19 protein-coding genes are annotated in these 17146 nt (G+C 73.2%); 7 read left to right on the top strand and 12 right to left on the bottom strand.

Annotated elements, in window-relative coordinates; genetic code table 11:
- Positions 1 to 66: 66 nt before the first annotated feature.
- A complete protein-coding gene (locus ACIPEP_RS08705; RefSeq protein WP_070417344.1) occupies positions 67 to 543 on the top strand; it encodes a MarR family winged helix-turn-helix transcriptional regulator in 477 nt (158 codons plus the stop codon).
- 87 nt (positions 544 to 630) lie between these two features.
- On the opposite strand, the gene ACIPEP_RS08700 is transcribed toward ACIPEP_RS08705, so the two are convergent.
- The 4 genes from ACIPEP_RS08700 to ACIPEP_RS08685 all read right to left on the bottom strand — a co-directional run bounded on the left by ACIPEP_RS08700 (position 631) and on the right by ACIPEP_RS08685 (position 3444).
- Positions 631 to 1311, bottom strand: a complete 681-nt coding sequence (locus ACIPEP_RS08700) for a hypothetical protein (protein WP_070417182.1) — start codon at positions 1309 to 1311, stop codon at positions 631 to 633.
- Positions 1312 to 1490: 179 nt separating this feature from the next.
- A complete protein-coding gene (locus ACIPEP_RS08695; protein ID WP_070417345.1) occupies positions 1491 to 2189 on the bottom strand; it encodes an anti-sigma factor in 699 nt (232 codons plus the stop codon).
- Positions 2186 to 2698: a sigma-70 family RNA polymerase sigma factor gene (locus ACIPEP_RS08690; RefSeq protein WP_071294337.1), complete on the bottom strand. Its 513-nt coding sequence runs from the start codon at positions 2696 to 2698 to the stop codon at positions 2186 to 2188. Before ACIPEP_RS08690 ends, ACIPEP_RS08695 begins: the two co-directional genes overlap by 4 nt.
- On the bottom strand, positions 2698 to 3444 hold the full coding sequence (locus ACIPEP_RS08685) for a YceI family protein (RefSeq protein WP_402717024.1): 747 nt from the start codon (positions 3442 to 3444) through the stop codon (positions 2698 to 2700). The genes ACIPEP_RS08690 and ACIPEP_RS08685 overlap by 1 nt, the downstream gene beginning before the upstream one ends.
- Before the next feature lie 69 nt (positions 3445 to 3513).
- Here ACIPEP_RS08685 and ACIPEP_RS08680 point away from each other — a divergent pair, with 69 nt between their 5' ends.
- Both ACIPEP_RS08680 and ACIPEP_RS08675 read left to right on the top strand, forming a co-directional pair.
- On the top strand, positions 3514 to 4377 hold the full coding sequence (locus ACIPEP_RS08680; RefSeq protein WP_402717023.1) for an NAD-dependent epimerase/dehydratase family protein: 864 nt from the start codon (positions 3514 to 3516) through the stop codon (positions 4375 to 4377).
- A 26-nt stretch (positions 4378 to 4403) separates the two neighbouring features.
- Positions 4404 to 4742, top strand: coding sequence for a hypothetical protein (locus tag ACIPEP_RS08675; protein WP_402717022.1), 339 nt, complete (start codon positions 4404 to 4406; stop codon positions 4740 to 4742).
- A gap of 190 nt (positions 4743 to 4932) precedes the next feature.
- Here the strand turns inward: ACIPEP_RS08675 and ACIPEP_RS08670 are convergent, their stop codons facing one another.
- Positions 4933 to 5850: a DNA-3-methyladenine glycosylase family protein gene (locus ACIPEP_RS08670; protein ID WP_402717074.1), complete on the bottom strand. Its 918-nt coding sequence runs from the start codon at positions 5848 to 5850 to the stop codon at positions 4933 to 4935.
- Between the two features lie 225 nt (positions 5851 to 6075).
- Between ACIPEP_RS08670 and ACIPEP_RS08665 the strand changes: the two genes are divergently transcribed.
- The 4 genes from ACIPEP_RS08665 to ACIPEP_RS08650 all read left to right on the top strand — a co-directional run bounded on the left by ACIPEP_RS08665 (position 6076) and on the right by ACIPEP_RS08650 (position 9735).
- Positions 6076 to 7104, top strand: coding sequence for a 6-phosphofructokinase (locus ACIPEP_RS08665; RefSeq protein WP_070419301.1), 1029 nt, complete (start codon positions 6076 to 6078; stop codon positions 7102 to 7104).
- A gap of 56 nt (positions 7105 to 7160) precedes the next feature.
- Positions 7161 to 8138: an MDR family oxidoreductase gene (locus ACIPEP_RS08660; protein WP_402717021.1), complete on the top strand. Its 978-nt coding sequence runs from the start codon at positions 7161 to 7163 to the stop codon at positions 8136 to 8138.
- An 80-nt stretch (positions 8139 to 8218) separates the two neighbouring features.
- Positions 8219 to 8899 carry a GntR family transcriptional regulator gene (locus ACIPEP_RS08655; RefSeq protein WP_402717020.1) on the top strand — a complete coding sequence of 227 codons (681 nt, stop codon included), beginning with the start codon at positions 8219 to 8221 and terminating at the stop codon, positions 8897 to 8899.
- Positions 8900 to 8940: 41 nt separating this feature from the next.
- Entirely contained in the window at positions 8941 to 9735 is a 795-nt protein-coding gene (locus ACIPEP_RS08650) for an ABC transporter ATP-binding protein (protein WP_261645791.1), read from the top strand.
- Between the two features lie 403 nt (positions 9736 to 10138).
- Here the strand turns inward: ACIPEP_RS08650 and ACIPEP_RS08645 are convergent, their stop codons facing one another.
- The 7 genes from ACIPEP_RS08645 to hemQ form a co-directional block, all read right to left on the bottom strand.
- Positions 10139 to 10612, bottom strand: coding sequence for a DIP1984 family protein (locus tag ACIPEP_RS08645; RefSeq protein WP_092385751.1), 474 nt, complete (start codon positions 10610 to 10612; stop codon positions 10139 to 10141).
- A gap of 99 nt (positions 10613 to 10711) precedes the next feature.
- Positions 10712 to 12043 carry a glutamate-1-semialdehyde 2,1-aminomutase gene (hemL, locus tag ACIPEP_RS08640; protein WP_402717019.1) on the bottom strand — a complete coding sequence of 444 codons (1332 nt, stop codon included), beginning with the start codon at positions 12041 to 12043 and terminating at the stop codon, positions 10712 to 10714.
- The gene (gene hemB, locus ACIPEP_RS08635; protein ID WP_402717073.1) at positions 12040 to 13041 is read right to left on the bottom strand and encodes a porphobilinogen synthase; all 1002 of its coding nucleotides are present in this window, start codon (positions 13039 to 13041) and stop codon (positions 12040 to 12042) included. Before hemB ends, hemL begins: the two co-directional genes overlap by 4 nt.
- A gap of 50 nt (positions 13042 to 13091) precedes the next feature.
- Positions 13092 to 13976, bottom strand: coding sequence for a uroporphyrinogen-III synthase (locus ACIPEP_RS08630; RefSeq protein ID WP_402717018.1), 885 nt, complete (start codon positions 13974 to 13976; stop codon positions 13092 to 13094).
- Positions 13977 to 14171: 195 nt separating this feature from the next.
- A complete protein-coding gene (hemC, locus tag ACIPEP_RS08625; RefSeq protein WP_402717017.1) occupies positions 14172 to 15158 on the bottom strand; it encodes a hydroxymethylbilane synthase in 987 nt (328 codons plus the stop codon).
- Positions 15155 to 16390 (bottom strand): ferrochelatase, encoded by a 1236-nt coding sequence (locus ACIPEP_RS08620; RefSeq protein ID WP_374930692.1) that lies wholly within the window; start codon positions 16388 to 16390, stop codon positions 15155 to 15157. The genes hemC and ACIPEP_RS08620 overlap by 4 nt, the downstream gene beginning before the upstream one ends.
- Positions 16387 to 17112, bottom strand: coding sequence for a hydrogen peroxide-dependent heme synthase (hemQ, locus tag ACIPEP_RS08615; protein WP_402717016.1), 726 nt, complete (start codon positions 17110 to 17112; stop codon positions 16387 to 16389). The genes ACIPEP_RS08620 and hemQ overlap by 4 nt, the downstream gene beginning before the upstream one ends.
- Positions 17113 to 17146: the final 34 nt, after the last annotated feature.

The raw sequence follows: 17146 nt of genomic DNA, 5'->3' as shown, positions 1-17146 counted from the left end.
CACCGGCGAGTCATCCGAGCGGATGATCATGCCGTCGAAGCGTCCGGAGGTCGATACGCTGACGCCATGTCGAACGAGGGCGCCGAGGGCCACGACTGGGCGACGTGGGACGCCTACCACGACGTCTGGCGACGTCTCGACCGAGCGCTCGACCAGGCCGTGCAACACGGCGCAGGCATCTCGATCCCCGAGTTCGAGATCCTCATCGGACTGCACCGCGAGCCGGACCACCGGTTGCGGGTCCGCGACATCGCGGCCGGGATCGGCTGGGAGAAGTCACGCGTCAGCCACCAGGTCACGCGCATGGTGGCGCGGGGCCTCGTCGAGCGCGCGGACTGCCCCACCGACGGACGGGGCAGCTGGGTGGAGATGACCCCGGACGGTCGCCGCGCGGTGCTCGCCGGCATCCGTGCGCACACCGGTGCGCTCGAGGACCTGTTCTGGAGGCCCGTGGGGACCGACGCGGACACGCTGCGGTCCGTCAGTGCTCGCGTCGACGCCGCGATCGGCCCCGACGAATCGGATCCGGACAGCGCCGACTGAGACGACGAGCACTGAGACGACGAGCACTGAGACGACGACACCCCCGCCCCGGGACGGCCGGGACGGGGGTGCGACGTGCGGGGGGTGTTACTTGATCTTGGCGGTGATGGTGGCGGTGCCGACGAGGAGGCCGGACTTCACGGCGTCGGTCTTGAAGGTGCTGTTGAGCAGCTTCGCGGCGTCACCCGAGACGTGCACCGTGGTGCCGGTCAGGATCGCGTTGTCACCCTCGAGCTGCAGCGGCTTGAGCGTGCCACCGTGCAGCGAGAACAGGTACGCGTTGTTCACCGCGACCTTGCCGTTGACCAGCACGTCACCGTAGAGCTTGGACGAGCCCGGGTTCACGACGAAGTTCTCCAGCGTGACCGTCGTCTCACCGGCGGTGAGGGTCAGACCCGAGTCGTCGTGGTTCAGCAGACCCTGCACGTACGGACGGTAGTCACCGTCCGGCGACCAGTACGTGACCGAACCGGACGTGATCGGGAACGACACGGACCCGTCGGCGAGCTTGGCGTCACCGGAGACACCCGGGGTCAGCTTCAGCGCGGTCAGGGCGTCGGTGAAGCCGGAGTCGAGCTTCACTGCGGTGTCGCCACCGAGGACCTCGGGCACCGACGCGACGGGGCCGGGGATCTTCGACGAGGACGACGACACGGTGTGCACCGACGGGGTCGAGGCCTGCGCCGAGGTGATGCCGAACGCGGCACCACCCAGCACGAGCGCACCCGTCGTGGCGAGCGTGATGGAGGTCTTGAGGCTCTTGCGCATGGTGATCAGTCCTTTGCTGTTGTCGCGCTCGGCGCGGCTGCTGTGTGCGCGCCGAACACACCCTGGTGCAGGGTGGAGAACCAGCGATGTGCGGCTGGTGAGCGCTTCCGGGGTGTTCCCCGGTCGATGTCAGTGATTCGGCACCCTCGCCCAGCCGGATTGGTCCGGATCGGGATCCGTCAGAGATCGACGTCCGCGAGCACCCGGTCGTCGCCGCGGAGCCGTACCTGCACGCTGGCGATGTCGTCGCGCTGCACGTCGGTCGAGGCGGACAGTCCCCGGGCGTCCTCGCCCGCGGCCGACCACGACGCCACGGTCTGCACGGACCCGTCGTCGCGCACGACCACGAGGTCGTACATCACGGACCCGTCGGCGGCCCAGGACTTCCCGCCGTAGGAGCAGCCCCAGTCGAAGCGGGTGCCCCACGGTTCGCCGCTGACGGACAGGTCGACGTCGAGGCCGCGCTCCCCCACGAGCGCGTACCGGTCGGCCGACGCCGTGGCGGGGCCGGCCTGGACGGACGGGTCCACCCGTGCGGTGCCGACCGCGAGTCCGCCGAGGACCGCGGCGACCACCGCGGCGGCGGCCGTGGCCGCGACCCAGATCCGGCGGCGACGGCGACGGTGTCGAACGCGGTGCGCGACGGAGGCGAGGGTGCTCTCGGAGCCGGTGTCGCGCCTCCCGTCCGGGTCTGCGATCTCGACCGCCTGGTCGGCCGGCAGCTTGGACAGCAGGCCCGGGAGACCGACCAGCTCCGCGACGGCGGCCGCACAGCGGTCGCACGTCTCGAGGTGCCGCTCGTACTCGAGCCGCTCGTCCGGCGGCAGGGAACCGAGCACGTAGGCGGCGTCCCACTCGGCGTAGCGGTCGTCGCTCATCGCGTCACTCCTCGTTCCTGCAGTGCGAGCCGGAGGGCCCGCAGCCCGTAGTGCAGCCTCGACTTCGCGGTGCCCTCGGGGATGTCGTGTCGCCGGGCGATCTCGGGGACCGTGTGTCCGAGCCAGTACGCGTCCACCACCACCCGACGGTGGTCGGGGCTGAGCGAGGCGAGGGCGTCCGCGACGACGATGCGGTCGAGGACGGCGTCGGTGCGGTCCGCCTCGACCCGGTCGACGGGGGACTCGGTGCCGTGCTCACGGCGGTTCCGCGCGGACCGGGCATCGTCGACGACGAGGTTCCGGGCGACGGTGAAGAGCCACGCCCGAGCGCTGTCCGGAGCGCGTTCGAGCACGGCCGGGCGCTGCCACGCGCGGACCATCGTCTCCTGCACGACGTCCTCGACCGTGTGGCCGTCCCGCGTCAGGTGCCGGACGTACCGGGTGAGCGCATCGCCGTGCTCCCGGTAGAGCGTCGCGAGCAGCTCGTCGGCGGACCGGCCCGTGGCCATCACTTCGCCAGGTCGAGGGAGAACTCGACGGACCCCTTCGGGTCCACCGTGACGAAGCCGAGGGACGGTGCTTCGACGCCGTAGTCCTCGAAGGTGATCGGGATGCTGCCGGCGACCTGCACGGTGCCGTCCTTCGCGACGGCGACCTGGGCGTCGGCGGTGACGGGCTGCTCGACGCCGTGCAGGTCCATCGTGCCGGTGAGCGTGACGTCCTGCGTCGAGCCGTCGAGCGCGCCGGACACGTCGACGGGCTTCGTCAGCGTGAACGTCGCCGAGGGGTGCTGGTCCGTCTGGAGCGCGGTGTCGCGGAAGTAGGCGTCGCGGGCGGACTCGGGCGTGCTGATCTTCGCGACCTCGACCGTGACCGTCGCCTTCGTGAGGGAGCCGCCGCTGACCTCGGCGCTGCCCTCGACGTCCTTCGTGCGTCCGACCACGTTCACATCCTGCCCCTGGAGCTTCTCGTGCACGCGGTAGCCCGCGAACGAGTCGCCGGTGCTTGTCCAGCTGCCGTCGGCCTCGGCGGCGGTGAGGGTGCCGGAGCCGCCGGACGGCGCGGCGCTGACGGAGGGGGCCGCGGCGGCCTGCCCGTTCACGGTGTTCGCGTAGATGACCGGTCCGGCGATGGCTGCGGCCGCGCCGACGACCACGACGCCGGAGGCGATGCCGATGATGACCTTGGTTCGTGTGCGGAGTCCCATGCCCTGACGACGAGACAGCGGGCCGGATCGTTCACCGGCGTTCGGCATGAGCGGCGGATCGTCCACCGGTTCGGCATGAGCGGCGGATCGTCCACCGGCGTTCGGCATGATGGGGCGGTGGACATCGTCATCGCCGGCTGCGGCGACCTCGGGATCGAGACCGGCCTGCGCTTCGCCGCCGCCGGACACCGCGTGGTCGGACTCCGGCGGCGGGGCGAGCTGGTCCCGGCCCCGCTCACCGGGCGGAGCGTCGACCTGCGCCGGTCGGTCCCGGAGATCCCTGCGAGCACGGCGGTGGTGGTCGTGGCCGTCGCCGCGGGGAGCCGCGACGTGGACGAGTACCGCGCGACGTACGTCGACGGGCTGCGGAACGTCCTGGACGGCATCGACGCGTCCGGAGCGAGCCCGCGCCTGGTCGTCGTGTCCTCGACCGCGGTCTACGACGTCGACGACGGCGGCACGGTCACCGAGGACACCCCCGCGGACGGCGGTTCCCCCACCGCGGACGTCCTGCTGGAGGCCGAGGCCCTCCTCCGCGAACGAGCCCCGGGGGCGGTGCTCGCTCGGCTGTCCGGTGTGTACGGTCCCGGGCGGGAGCGCCTCATCGACCAGGTCCGGCGCGGAGGCGCGCGGTCGGCTCCGGCCGACGGGTCGTCCCCGCACACGAACCGGATCCACCGGGACGACGCGGCCGCGGCCCTGGTGCACCTCGCGACGCTGGACGACCCCGCACCGACGTACCTCGTGACCGACGACGAACCGGCTCGGCTCGACGACGTGTACGCGTTCCTCGCCGCCGAGCTCGGGGTCGCGGTGCCGCCGAGGGCCGAGGCCGGCGCCGGCGCTGCCGGTCGGCAGGGTGCCGGTGACAAGCGTCTGTCGAACGCCCTGCTCCGCTCGATGGGCTGGGCACCGCGGTACCCGACGTTCCGCGAGGGCTACCGCGCCGTGCTCGCCGGCGTCGGCACCCGGCACCCCTGAGCCGCCGCGCTCGGTACGATCCGGACGTGCACGAACTCGCCGTCCGGCCCCACGCCACCCCCACGCTCGTCGTCGCCGTGGCGATCCTGTCCATGTCCGGGACGGCGTTGGCGTTGCTCTGGTCGGTCATGTGGGTGCCGGTGCTCGTCACGGGGACGGGGGCGTCGCTCTTCCTGTGGCCCCTCGTGCTGGCGTTGTCGCTCCTCCCGTGGGGCGGGGTCGTCGTGGCGCTGGTGCTCGGTGTCGTCGCGCGCCGGCGTGCGGAGACCCGCGGGTCGACCGCCGTGGTCGTCGCGAGCGCTGTGCTGTCGGGGCTCGCGCCGATCGCGCTGTGGTTCGGCGGACCGTTCTCGGCGGTGGCCTGACCCGCGGCGAGCGGCCGGGCGCCGGCGCGGCGCGCGCGGCGGCGCGGCGCTCGGCGCTCCGCACAACCAAAGGCACGTTGCGCCACGCGGATGCATGGCTCGGGCGCACTTCGGTTGTGCGAACGCCTCCGGCGCCAGGCGGCGCGCGGCGGAGTGCGGCCGCGGCGGCGGCCGCGGCCGCCCCCGCGGCTCAGTGGTACCGGTGGTCCTGGATCGTCAGGCGCGGCCCGAACGACGGCTTCCGGAAGCCCGACCCGCCGATGAGCCGCACGACCCGCTCCCGGTGCCCCCGCCACGGCTCCAGCAGCTCGAGCATCCCGTCGTCGTCCACCGGTCCCCCGGTCAACGCCCACCCGACGAGCGCCGGCACGTGGAAGTCCCCCACGCTCGGGGAGTCCGGATCGCCGTGGGCGCGCTGCGCGGTCTCCGCCGCCGTCCACTTCCCGATGCCGGGGACCGACTGCAGCCGTGCGGACACGAGGGCCCCGCCGCGGCCGAGCGTCAGCGTCCGTTCGAGCGCCGGAGCCACCCGGACCGCCCGCATCACCGTCGCCGAACGACCGGGCTCGATGCCGGCGCGGTGCCACTCCCAGCTCGGGATCGCACCCCACCCGGCAGCGGTCGGCGGGACGAACATGTCCGCCGGGGCCGGTCCGGGCGCCGGCGTCCCGTACCGCCGCAGCAGGTACCGCCAGGCACGCCAGGCCTGTCGCGAGGTGACCTTCTGCTCCATGATCGCCGGCACCAGGGCCGCCATCACGGTGTTGGTGCGGAGCAGGCGGAGGCCCGGTTGCCGGTGCCGGGCGTCGACGAGGAACGGGTGCCGGGACACGTCGAGGTCCGACCAGTCGTCACCCCGGCCGAGCAGTTCGGGAGCGTGCGACACCGCCCACTCGGCACCGTCGCCCCACGCCGAGACCGCGATGGCGTCGGGACCGGCACGGCGCACGAGCACCGAGGCCGGGCCGTCCGGTGTGCGGAGCGCGAGCCACGTGTCGGAGCCGACCACGCGGAAGGCGGGGTCGCCGGAGCCGCGCTGCAGGGGCCGGAGCGTCGCGCGGACGTCCACCGCGCCTCCTGGCCGGTAGACGGTGTCGGCACGCGACACGGCCTCGCCGACCCGCGCCGCAGCCTCGCCGACCCGCGCCGCAGCCTTGCCGACCCGCGCGGCCTCGCCGACGCGCGCCGCAGACCCACCGACCCGCGCCGCGGCGCCCTCGACGCCACCGGCGGAGGAGGACGGAACGGCGAGGGACACACGCAGGATGGTAATGCGGAACCACCGTCAGTCATGATGGGCGTGTCCCACTGCACCCCGACGACGGAGTTCCCCATGCGCATCGGCATCCTCACCTCCGGAGGCGACTGCCCCGGCCTGAACGCGGTCATCCGCGCCATCGTGCTGAAGGGCATCGCGATCTACGGACACGACTTCGTCGGCTTCCGCGACGGGTGGCGCGGCGTGGTCGACGGCGACATCGTCCCGCTCGGCCGCAAGGACATCCAGGGCATCGCCAAGCAGGGCGGCACGATCCTCGGCACGAGCCGGACGAACCCCTTCGAGGGCCCGAACGGCGGCGTCGAGAACATCGAGCGCACCCTCGAGCGGCACGGCATCGACGCCATCGTCGCGATCGGTGGCGAGGGCACGCTGGCCGCCGCGAAGCGCCTCACGGACGCCGGGCTGAAGATCGTCGGTGTCCCGAAGACCGTCGACAACGACCTCGGCGCGACCGACTACACGTTCGGCTTCGACACCGCCGTCGCGATCGCGACCGAGGCCATGGACCGCCTCCGCACCACGGGCGAGTCGCACTCGCGCTGCATGGTCGCCGAGGTCATGGGCCGGCACGTCGGCTGGATCGCCCTGCACTCCGGCATGGCCGCGGGTGCCCACGCGATCCTCATCCCGGAGCAGAAGACGAGCATGGAGCAGATCGCCGCGTGGGTCCGGGCGGCCTACGACCGTGGTCGGGCGCCGCTGGTCGTCGTCGCCGAGGGCTTCGTCCCCGACCACGAGGACAACGCGCACACCGAGCGCGGCCTCGACGCGTTCGGGCGTCCGCGGCTCGGCGGCATCGGCGAGCGCCTCGCGCCGCTCATCGAGGAGATGACGGGCATCGAGACGCGTGCCACCACGCTCGGCCACATCCAGCGCGGCGGCACGCCGACGGCGTACGACCGGGTCCTCTCGACGCGGCTCGGCCTGGCGGCCATCGACTCGGTGGTCGAGGAGCGCTGGGGCCGCATGGTGGCGCTCCGGGGCACCGACATCGAGCACGTCTCCTTCGAGGAGGCGCTCGGCGAGCTGAAGACCGTGCCGCAGGCCCGGTACGACGAGGCCGCCATCATGTTCGGCTGACACGCGTCCGCAGGTCCGCCGGTCGTGGTCCTGGAGGCGCGGGTAGCGTCCGACGCGTGACCCGCGCAGTCCTCGTCTCCAGTTCCGCCCCGCCCACCGTCACCGAGGTCGACGTCGCCGACCCGACCGAGGGCGAGGTGCTCGTCGACGTCACGTACTCGAGCGTCAACTACAAGGACGGCCTGGCGCTCGCCCGGAACCCCGGCGTCGCGCGGGTCGACCCGCTCGTGCCCGGCATCGACGTCGTCGGCACCGTCTCGGCCCTCGGACCGGGCGTGCACGACGTCGCGATCGGCGACCGGGTCGTCGTGAACGGCGCCGGGCTCGGCGAGACCCGGCACGGCGGCTGGGCGGAGCACGCGGTGGTGCCGTCGGGGTCGCTCGTCGTGCTGCCCGGTTCGATCGACGACTCCTTCGCGGCCGCGATCGGGACCGCGGGGTTCACCGCGATGCTCAGCGTGCTCGCTCTCGAACGGTTCGTCGAACCGGGAAGCGGTCCCGTCCTCGTGACGGGTGCGTCCGGCGGCGTCGGCACGGTCGCGATCGCCCTGCTCGCCGCCCGTGGGTACGAGGTCACTGCCTCGACCGGACGCGCCGCGAACGAGGCCTCGCTCCGGGCACTCGGCGCGACCGACGTCATCGACCGCGCGACCCTGTCCGAGCTCGGCCGGCCGATGCAGCGGGCGCACTGGGCGGGCGCGGTGGACAGCGTCGGGGGCGCGACCCTGGCGAACGTCCTCGCGGCGACCCGGTGGGGCGGGGCCGTGACGGCGTGCGGCCTGGCGCAGGACTCCGCGCTCCCGACCTCGGTGATGCCCTTCATCCTGCGGGCGGTGTCGCTGCTCGGCATCAACTCCGTCGACGCCCCGCTGGCCCTCCGGCAGCAGGCGTGGCAGCGGCTCGCGACTGATCTCGACCCGGCGCTCCTGGCGGGCGTGACGCGGGTCGCCGGGCTCGAGGAAGCCATCGCCGTCGGACCAGAGGTCGTCGCCGGCAAAGTGCACGGGCGCACGGTCGTCGCGGTCGATCGCTGAATACTAAGATTTCACAAGCGTTTGCATATTGACACGTTAGGATTTGAGTACAGAACACCTGAGCCTGTGAGGAGTCCGGCATGCCGGTACCCAAGTCCACCGTCGAGAACTCACCGCGGAAGCTCCTGCGCGACGTCGTGCTCGAGAAGATGCTCGCCGCGATCCAAGACGGCACGCTCCAGGCGGGCGAGCGCCTCAACGACGACGAGCTCGTGCAGTGGCTCGGGGTCAGTCGCACCCCCATCCGTGAGGCGATCGCCAAGCTCGTCGACTACGGCCTGGTCGAGATGGAGGCGAACCGGTACACCCGCGTCGCCACCCCGACCGGCAAGCAGGCCGCGGACACCACCCAGGTCCTCGGCGGGTTCGTCGAACTCGCTGCGCGCTGGGGCGTGCCGAAGCTCGACGCCTCCGCCGCCAAGGCGCTGACCGAGCACCTCGAAGCCGTGCGCTCGTACTCCGAGCAGCAGGACAAGCGCATGGACGCCGAGCTCGAGACGGTCATCTCGCTGCTCGTCGACGCCGCCGACAACGAGCTGCTCGACAAGTTCGCCGAGTCGCTCCTGCCCCGCGCACGGTTCCTCTCGCTCGCCCAGGGTGCGTGGCAGTTCTGGGACTACAAGCACTCGGTCGACCCGCTGCGTGCGGCCATCGCGAAGCGTGACGGCGACGCCGCCGCGGCCGCGATCCGTGCGCTGACCACGACCGCCGAGCAGCAGGCGGACGAGCTCCGCGCTGCCGGGACCGCCGCCGCCGGCTGACCCGTCCAGCGATCCCCGGCCGCCTGGGCCACGATGGACGCGTGAGCAGCAACGACGACGTCCTCATCCGAGCGGCCGGGGTCCGGGTGACCCGGTCCGGCCGGGACCTCCTGCACGACATCGACCTGACCGTCCGGCGCGGGGAGCACTGGGCGCTCCTCGGGCCGAACGGTGCGGGGAAGTCGACGCTGCTCGCGGTCCTCGGCGCCACCGGGCACCCGACGGCCGGCACCGTCGAACTGCTCGGCCGGCGACTCGGACGCGTCGACGTCCGGGAGCTCCGCGAGCACATCGGGCACGTCGACCCCCGCCACCGGATGCTCTCGCCGTTGACCGTCCTCGAGACCGTGCTCACCGGGCTCACCGGCACGACCGACCTCATGATGCGGTGGGAGCCGACGCCCGCGCAGGTGGCCACCGCCGAGCAGCACATCGCCGACGTCGGTCTGACCGCGCGTCGGGACGCCCGCTGGCCGGTCCTGTCGCAGGGCGAGCGCGGACGGACGCTCATCGCCCGGGCGCTCATGTCCGAGCCGCAGCTGCTCCTGCTCGACGAACCGGCGACCGGACTCGACGTCGCCGCGCGCGAACACCTGCTCGAGACCGTCGACGCCCTGCGCCACCGGCACCCCGAGCTCGGGAGCGTGATGGTGACGCACCACCTCGAGGACCTGCCCGCGTCGACCTCGCACGCGATGCTGCTGCGCGACGGCGTCGCGGTCGCCCAGGGCACCTCGGACGAGGTCATCACGTCGTCGGCGGTCTCGCACGCCTTCGACTTCCCGCTCGCTATCCTCCGGGCCGAGGGACGCTGGGCCGCCCGCCGCGCGTCCTGAGCCGCGGCGCGCGGTGCGCCGCCCGCACGCCGGAGCCGACCCGCGCCTCCCGACCCGCGCCCGCGCCTCCCAGCCCGCGACTGCGCGCCCTGACGACGACTGCGCACGGTGGACCACGAGCACTCGTCGTCACGCTGCGCACCACACCCGACCCGCCGCGCGTCCTGAGTCGCGGCACAACGGACTCCGGGGCGGTGCTGTCCCCTGTCCCACCCTCGGCGATCCGGTCGGTACGCGGTGATGCGTGGTGCCTCGTGCCCCGTCGCCGGTGCGCGGTGCTGGGCTGCGTTGTGCCGGCTCGCGCCACGGCGCTGCCCACTGCGCCACATGAGGACCGGTTTGCCCGCCGGTCCGTCGGGTCCGTACCCGCCCCGGTCCGCCTACCGACGCACCGCCCGTCCGATCAGTCCGTCGTCTCCAGGAGCGCCACCTCCCAGTTGCTGCGCTGGATGGTCGCGTCGAGCTCGCGGAGCTCCTTGGCGAGGTCGTCCGCCCGGGACCGCAGCGTCGCGGTCGGCAGGGCGGCGAACGTGCGGAGCTCGCTGCGGAGCTGTCGGTACCCGCCGCCTCCGCCCGCGGTCGCGTCCGCGGCGCCGGTCACGAGCGCGTGCCGGAGGCGCAGGGCGTCCCGGCGTGCGAGGAGCGTCGTGACGGTCTCGCCCGAGGCCAGCCGGGTGGACGCGTTCGTCGCGTTGATCCGGGCGAGCAGCACCTCGAGGTCGTCGACGGCCCGCTCGGCCTCGGCGAGCAGGGACGCCGCGTCCTCGTCGGGCTCCTCGCCCTCCTGGTAGCGGGCGTTGGCGGCGATCCGCGAGCGCAGCTGCTCGATGCGCTTCTGCAGGTCGGCGCGCTCGATGAGGGCCTCGGCGAGTTGCATGTCGCCATCCAACCAGCGCACGCGGCACACCGCCGGGTGCGGCGGACGGGAGGCGCGGGTCCGGCCCGACCCGCGCCTGACGTCAGGTAGGTGGTGGCGTCACGCCGTGGCGCGCGCGGCCGCCTTCGCCGCGGCGGGGAGTGCGTCGAGCACCCGTCCGACGGCCCGCTCGTCGTGCGCCGCCGTGACGAACCACGCCTCGAAGACGCTCGGCGGCAGGGTCACCCCCGAGTCGAGCATGGCGTGGAAGAACGGCGCGTACCGGAACGCCTCCTGCGCTCGGACGTCGTCGTAGTTCCGCGGGGCGGTCTCGGTGAACGCGAACGAGAAGAGGTTCCCGGCGTGCTGGACGGTGTGGGCGACGCCCTCGGCGGACAGGGCGTCGCTCGTCGCCGTCGCGATGGTCGCCGCGGTCCGGTCGAGGTGCGCGTAGACCTCGGGCGTCGCGGCCCGCAGCGTGGCGATGCCCGCGGCGACGGCGAGCGGGTTCCCCGAGAGCGTGCCCGCCTGGTAGACGGGGCCGAGCGGGGCGAGGTAGTCCATGACCTCGCGCCGACCACCGAGTGCGGCGAGGGGCATGCCGCCGCCGATGACCTTGCCGAACGTGACGAGGTCGGGCTTCCACCCGGCGCCGTCCGGCACGACCTTCGACGCCTCGAGGCCCCACCACCCGGCGGAGCCCACCCGGAAGCCGGTCAGGACCTCGTCGACGATGAGCAGCGCGCCGTGCGCCTGCACGATCTGCGCCAGGGCGCGGTTGAACCCACGCTCGGGGGCGAGGACCCCCATGTTCGCGGCCGCTGCCTCGACGATCACGCCCGCGATGCGCTCGGAGTGCTCGTCGAACGCGCGACGGACGGCATCGAGGTCGTTGTAGGGCAGCACCAGGGTCTGCGCGGCGGTCTCGGCGGTGATGCCGGCACTGCCGGGGAGCGCGAGCGTGGCAACACCCGAACCGGCCTCGGCCAGCAGGGAGTCCGAATGGCCGTGGTAGTGCCCGGCGAACTTCACGAGCAGGTCGCGGCCGGTGTACCCGCGGGCGAGCCGGATCGCGGTCATCGTCGCCTCGGTGCCCGTGGACACCATGCGGAGCTTCTCGATCGGGCCGTCGCCGTCCACCGACACCCGCTGCTTCACGAGCTCGGCGAGTTCGGTCTCCCCCGGGGTCGACGCCCCGAAGCTCAGCCCGCGCGCCGCCGCCTGCTGCACGGCCTCGACCGTCGCGGGGTGGGCGTGCCCGAGGATCGCGGGCCCCCACGAGGCGACGAGGTCGACGTACTCCCGCCCCTCGGCGTCGGTGACGTAGGCACCCTTCGCGCTCGTCAGGAAGCGGGGCGTCCCGCCGACGGAGCCGTACGCCCGGACCGGCGAGTTGACCCCGCCGGGGATGCTGTTCTTCGCGCGGCCGAAGAGCTGGTCGTTCGTGGTCATTCTGGGGCCTTCCCGGTCGAGGCGATGCCGTCCACGGCACTGGTGCTGCCGGAGGTGCGGAGTCCCGCCTCCTCGTTGAGCTTGCGAGCGATGTCGACCGCGAAGTAGGTGAGGATCGCGTCGGCGCCGGCGCGCTTGATGCCGACGAGCGCCTCCATCGCCGCGGCGTCGCGGTCGATCCAGCCGTTCTGCGCGGCTGCGGTGATCATCGCGTACTCCCCGGAGATCTGGTACGCCCAGACCGGCACCGGCGAGGTGCGTGCGGTCTCGGCCAGCACGTCGAGGTAGCTCATCGCCGGCTTCACCATGACGATGTCGGCACCCTCGGCGATGTCCTGCTCGACCTCGCGGAGGCCCTGCCGACCGTTCGCGGCGTCGATCTGGTACGTGCGGCGGTCGCCCACGAGCGAGGAGTCGACGGCCTCGCGGAAGGGACCGTAGAACGCGCTCGCGTACTTGGCCGCGTACGCCAGCAGCGCCGTGCCGCTGTGCCCGGCCGCGTCCAGCGCGTCCCGTGCGGCGGCGATCTGGCCGTCCATCATGCCGCTCATGCAGACGAGCTCGGCGCCGGCCTCGGCCTGCACGACCGCCATGTCGCGGTACCGCTCGAGTGTGGCGTCGTTGTCGACCGAGCCGTCCGCGGCCAGGACGCCGCAGTGCCCGTGGTCGGTGAACTCGTCGAGGCACAGGTCGGACTGCACGACGAGGGCGTCGCCGACCTCCTCGCGCGCGACGCGGATCGCGACGTTGAGGATGCCGTCCGGGTCGGTCGCGCCGGATCCCAGCGCGTCCTTCGACGTCGGCACGCCGAACAGGTTCACGCCGCCGATCCCGACCGACGCCGCCTCGTGCAGGGCACGGCGGAACGAGTCGAGCGAGTGCTGCTGGACCCCGGGCATGCTCGTGATGTCGATCGCCTCGGTCGCCCCCTCGCGGATGAACATCGGCAGCACGAGCTCGGCGGGGTGGAGCCGGGTCTCGGCGACGAGTCGACGCATCGCGCCGGTCGCGCGGAGTCGTCGGGGGCGGACCTGGGGGAAACGGCCGGTCACTTCGGTGCCTTCCTGTTCGGGGCGGTGGGGTTCAGGGACTCGACGACGGCGTCGAGCAGGGCTTCTGCGGATCGGGTCCGGGCGACCACGTGCACGGGCAGGCCGGCGGCGCGGGCTTCGGCAGCGGTCCCGGGTCCGATGCACGCGACCACGGTGCGGGGGTCGAGCGGGGTCATCCGCCGGGCGATCTCGCGAGCGACGCTGCCGCTCGTCACGAGCACGGCGGCGGGCGGGGAGTCGAGGACGACCGGCTCGTCGCCGGTCCCCACGGTACGGTACGCGACCACGTCGTCCACGTCGATCCCGCGGGCGCGCAGGGTGTCGACGACGGTCGGGGCAGCGAGGTCCGAGCGTGGGAAGAGGACAGTGCCGGAGGTGTCCGGCAGCGCGTGGGCGAGCGCGGCGCCCGAGGACTCGGACGGCACCAGGTCGACGACCCAGCCCGCAGCACGCGCGGCACGGGCGGTCGGCTCGCCGACCGCCGCCACCCGCAGGTCGGACGGGAGGCGCGCCACCCGTTCCGCGACCACGCGCACGGCCGTCGCACTGGTCACCACCATCCACGCGTACCCGGCCACGTCGGTGCCGCCGGTGCCGTCGGTGCCGCCGGTGCCGTCGGTGCCGCCGGTGCCGTCGGTGCCGCCGGTGCCGTCGGTGCCGCCGGTGCCGTCGGTGCGGGCGGTGCCGTCTGCCGCCGCTCCCGAATGGGCACGATCCGGCTCGGTCGACGCGGCCGGGCGGCCGGTTCCGCCCGCTCGCCGACCGGCCGACGGCGTGTCCTGCCCGCTCGCCGACGGCGCGTCCTGCCCACTCGCCGACTGCGGACCGGACCCGGCCGGCGGTGGTGCGTCGTGCCTCCTGGACCCGCCGGACGCGATCAACCGGTCGACCGCAGCCTCGAGGGCGGACCGATCCGTGGGTGCCGCGTCCGCGATCAGCGGGACGACGAGCGGGTCGAGCCCGCGCTCGCGGGCGGCCGCGGCGACCCGGTCACCCCACGCCCCGCCGCGCGGGACCAGGACGACCGGCTGTCGTGCCGCGTCCGCGGTGCTGACGTCGGGGTGCGTGGCGACCGCCTACTCCGCCGAGGTCGCGAGGTCCGCCAGGTCGGCCGCACCGTTCTCGAGCAGTTCGGCGGCGACCCGGCCACCGAGCTCGAGCGCCTCGGTCAGGCGGTCCTGTGCGGAGCCGTCGAGCACGGCGGCGTGTGATGCGGTGCGGTACTCGGAGCCGTCGGGCCGGTAGACCGTCGCGGAGACGAGGAGCATCTCGGCGTCGACGATCGCGGTGGCACCGATCGGGGCGGAGCACCCGGCCTCGAGCTTCGCGAGCACCTCGCGCTCGGCGGACACGGTCAGTCGGGTCGGCGCGTGCTCGATCTTCCGCAGGGCCGCGAGGAGGTTCCGGTCCGTCTCGTCCGCGCGGGTCTCGATCGCGAGCGCTCCCTGCCCGGGGGCACTCGGCCAGAAGCCGAGGTCGAGCAGCTCGGTCGCCGCGTCGAGCCGGTCGATGCGCGTCAGGCCGGCGGCGGCGAGGACCACCGCGTCGAGGTCGTCGTCCACGCGTCCGAGGCGGGTGTCGATGTTCCCACGGATGTCCACCACGTCGAGGTCGGGCCGCTTGGCCTTGAGCTGCGCGACGCGGCGGGGCGAACCCGTGCCGACCTTCGCGCCCTCGGGCAGGGTCTCGATGGTCGCGGCGTTCCGGGCGACGAGGACGTCTCGGGCGTCGGCACGCTTCGGCACCGCGGCGATCGTCAGCCCCGGGTACGGCGCGGTCGGGAGGTCCTTGAGGGAGTGCACGAGGACGTCGACCTCGCCCGCGACGAGTGCTTCGCGGAGCGCGCTGGCGAACACGCCCGTGCCGCCGAGGCTCGCGAGCGAGGCGCGGTTCGTGTCGCCCTCGCTCGTGACCGTGACGAGCTCGACCGGTCGACCGGACGCCGTCGCCAAGCGGTCGGCGACGTCCTGCGACTGGGCGACCGCGAGCCGGCTGGCACGGGTGCCGAGCCGGATCGGGGCCGGGCCGTCGGAGCTGCCGGTCGGCGCGGACGCGTCGGTCACGGGGCGAGTCCGGCCGCGGCGGGCTTGAACCCGGCGCGCACGTTCTCGCAGCACCCCGGACGGCAGACGTCGTACCAGGGACCGAGGTCGGTCAGGTGCGGGCGCTCGCTCGTCGGGGTGCCGTTGACACGCTCGAGGACGAGGTCCACCAGACCGGAGACGTAGGCCGGGTCGACACCCGGGGTCTGCGTGCGCACCGACCAGAAGCCGAGCTCCTGAGCGGTCTCGGTGGCCTCTTCGTCGAGGTCCCACATGACCTCCATGTGGTCGCTCACGAAGCCGAGCGGGACGATGAGCACGGCGCGGGTCGGGCCGCCCTTGAGCTCCTCGTTCATGTAGTCGTTGATGTCGGGCTCGAGCCACGGCTGCGTCGGGGGGCCCGACCGCGACTGGTACACGAGCTTCCACGGCGGCGTGCTCGTGCCGCGGAGCGACGCGTGCTCGGGCTGCTCGAGCAGCTCCGCCCACGCCTGGTCGAGGACGACCTGCGCGACGGCGAGGTGCTGGGCCTCGTACGCGCCGTGCTCGTCGAAGCCCCGGTAGTCCGGGCCGGACTTGGCGGCGTCGGTCGACGGGATCGAGTGCGTCGAGAACAGCACGTGCAGCTCGGTCGCGACGTCGAGGCCGTCGTTCTCGGCGATCGCACGCGCCATGCCGTCACGGACGCCGTCCACGAACGGGCGGACGAAGCCCGGGTGGTCGAAGAACTGCCGGACCTTGTCGATCTGGATGGTGTCGATCAGACCGGTCTCGGACAGCACGCGGGCGTAGTCCTCGCGGTACTGGCGGCAGCTCGAGAACGACGAGTAGGCGCTCGTGGCGATCGCGATGAGCTTGTTGTAGCCCTTGTCGGCCGCCTCGGTGAAGGCCTCTTCGAGGTAGGGCTCCCAGTTGCGGTTGCCCCAGAGGACCGGCATGTCGATGCCGCGCGAGGCCAGCTCGGCCTCGAGCGCGGCCTTGAGCGCACGGTTCTGCGCGTTGATCGGGCTGACGCCGCCGAAGTGCCGGTAGTGGTGGGCGACCTCTTCGAGGCGCTCGTCCGGGATGCCACGGCCCCGGGTGACGTTGCGCAGGAACGGGATGACGTCGTCCTGGCCCTCGGGTCCGCCGAAGCCGGCGAGCAGGATCGCGTCGTACGCGACCGGGACCTCGACGTGCTCGGGACCGTCGGCGGCCGCGGGGGTCGCGGCGAGGACGGCCTGACCGTTCGTGATCATGCTGGTGTCGGTCACGAGAGCACCTCCGGCAGCTCGGTGGTCGTCACGCGACGACCGGTGAAGAAGGGCACCTCTTCCCGCACGTGCATGCGGGCTTCGGTGTAGCGCAGGTCGCGCATGAGGTCGACGAGGTCGACGAGGTCCGGGCTCTCGAGCGGGAGGATCCACTCGTAGTCGCTCAGCGCGAAGGTGGCGATCGTGTTCGTCAGCACGCGGCGGTACTTCGCACCGGCGATGCCGTGGTCGCGGAGCATCTTCGAGCGCTCCTCTTCCGGCAGGAGGTACCACTCGTAGGACCGGACGAACGGGTAGACCGTGATCCAGGCCTCTGGCTCCTTGCCGCGCAGGAAGGCGGGGGTGTGGCGCTTGTTGAACTCGGCTTCGCGGTGCATTGCCATGACGTGCCACACCGGCTCGGCGTCCTGGAAGAGCGCCGTGCGGCGGATCTCGCGGAGCACCGCCTGGATCGCCTGCGCGTCGTCGCCGTGCAGCCAGACCATCACGTCGGCGTCGGCGCGGAAGCCGGACACGTCGTAGAAGCCGCGGATCGTCACGCCGCGCTCGGCAGCGGCGGCGATGACGGCGTCGAGCTCGGCCACCGCGTCGTCGCCGACCGTGTGGATCGGCCCGAGCGGACGGCGGAAGACGGCCCACAGGGCGTAGGCCGTCAGCATGTTGGGGTCGATGCCGTCGGGGGAGGTCTCGTGTGCGTCGTGCGTGGGCACGGTGGAACTCATGTGTCCATTGTCCTATCGGTCACAAAGGTGACGC

Origin of the sequence: Curtobacterium sp. NPDC087082 (assembly GCF_044745045.1) — a bacterium.
Taxonomy (GTDB): Bacteria; Actinomycetota; Actinomycetes; order Actinomycetales; family Microbacteriaceae; genus Curtobacterium.
Note: the sequence above shows the minus strand (reverse complement) of the source record. Positions and strands in the feature narration are given on the sequence as shown.

Bases quoted from the DNA above. Each gene is read 5' to 3' on its own strand.
- ACIPEP_RS08705 (WP_070417344.1), top strand. From the start codon at position 67: ATGTCGAACGAGGGCGCCGAGGGCCACGACTGGGCGACGTGGGACGCC.
- ACIPEP_RS08695 (WP_070417345.1), bottom strand. From the start codon at position 2,189: ATGAGCGACGACCGCTACGCCGAGTGGGACGCCGCCTACGTGCTCGGT.
- ACIPEP_RS08690 (WP_071294337.1), bottom strand. From the start codon at position 2,698: ATGGCCACGGGCCGGTCCGCCGACGAGCTGCTCGCGACGCTCTACCGG.
- ACIPEP_RS08655 (WP_402717020.1), top strand. From the start codon at position 8,219: ATGCCGGTACCCAAGTCCACCGTCGAGAACTCACCGCGGAAGCTCCTG.
- hemQ (WP_402717016.1), bottom strand. From the start codon at position 17,112: ATGAGTTCCACCGTGCCCACGCACGACGCACACGAGACCTCCCCCGAC.
- ACIPEP_RS08700 (WP_070417182.1), bottom strand. From the start codon at position 1,311: ATGCGCAAGAGCCTCAAGACCTCCATCACGCTCGCCACGACGGGTGCG.
- ACIPEP_RS08665 (WP_070419301.1), top strand. From the start codon at position 6,076: ATGCGCATCGGCATCCTCACCTCCGGAGGCGACTGCCCCGGCCTGAAC.
- ACIPEP_RS08645 (WP_092385751.1), bottom strand. From the start codon at position 10,612: ATGCAACTCGCCGAGGCCCTCATCGAGCGCGCCGACCTGCAGAAGCGC.
- hemL (WP_402717019.1), bottom strand. From the start codon at position 12,043: ATGACCACGAACGACCAGCTCTTCGGCCGCGCGAAGAACAGCATCCCC.
- hemB (WP_402717073.1), bottom strand. From the start codon at position 13,041: ATGCGTCGACTCGTCGCCGAGACCCGGCTCCACCCCGCCGAGCTCGTG.
- ACIPEP_RS08685 (WP_402717024.1), bottom strand. From the start codon at position 3,444: ATGCCGAACGCCGGTGAACGATCCGGCCCGCTGTCTCGTCGTCAGGGC.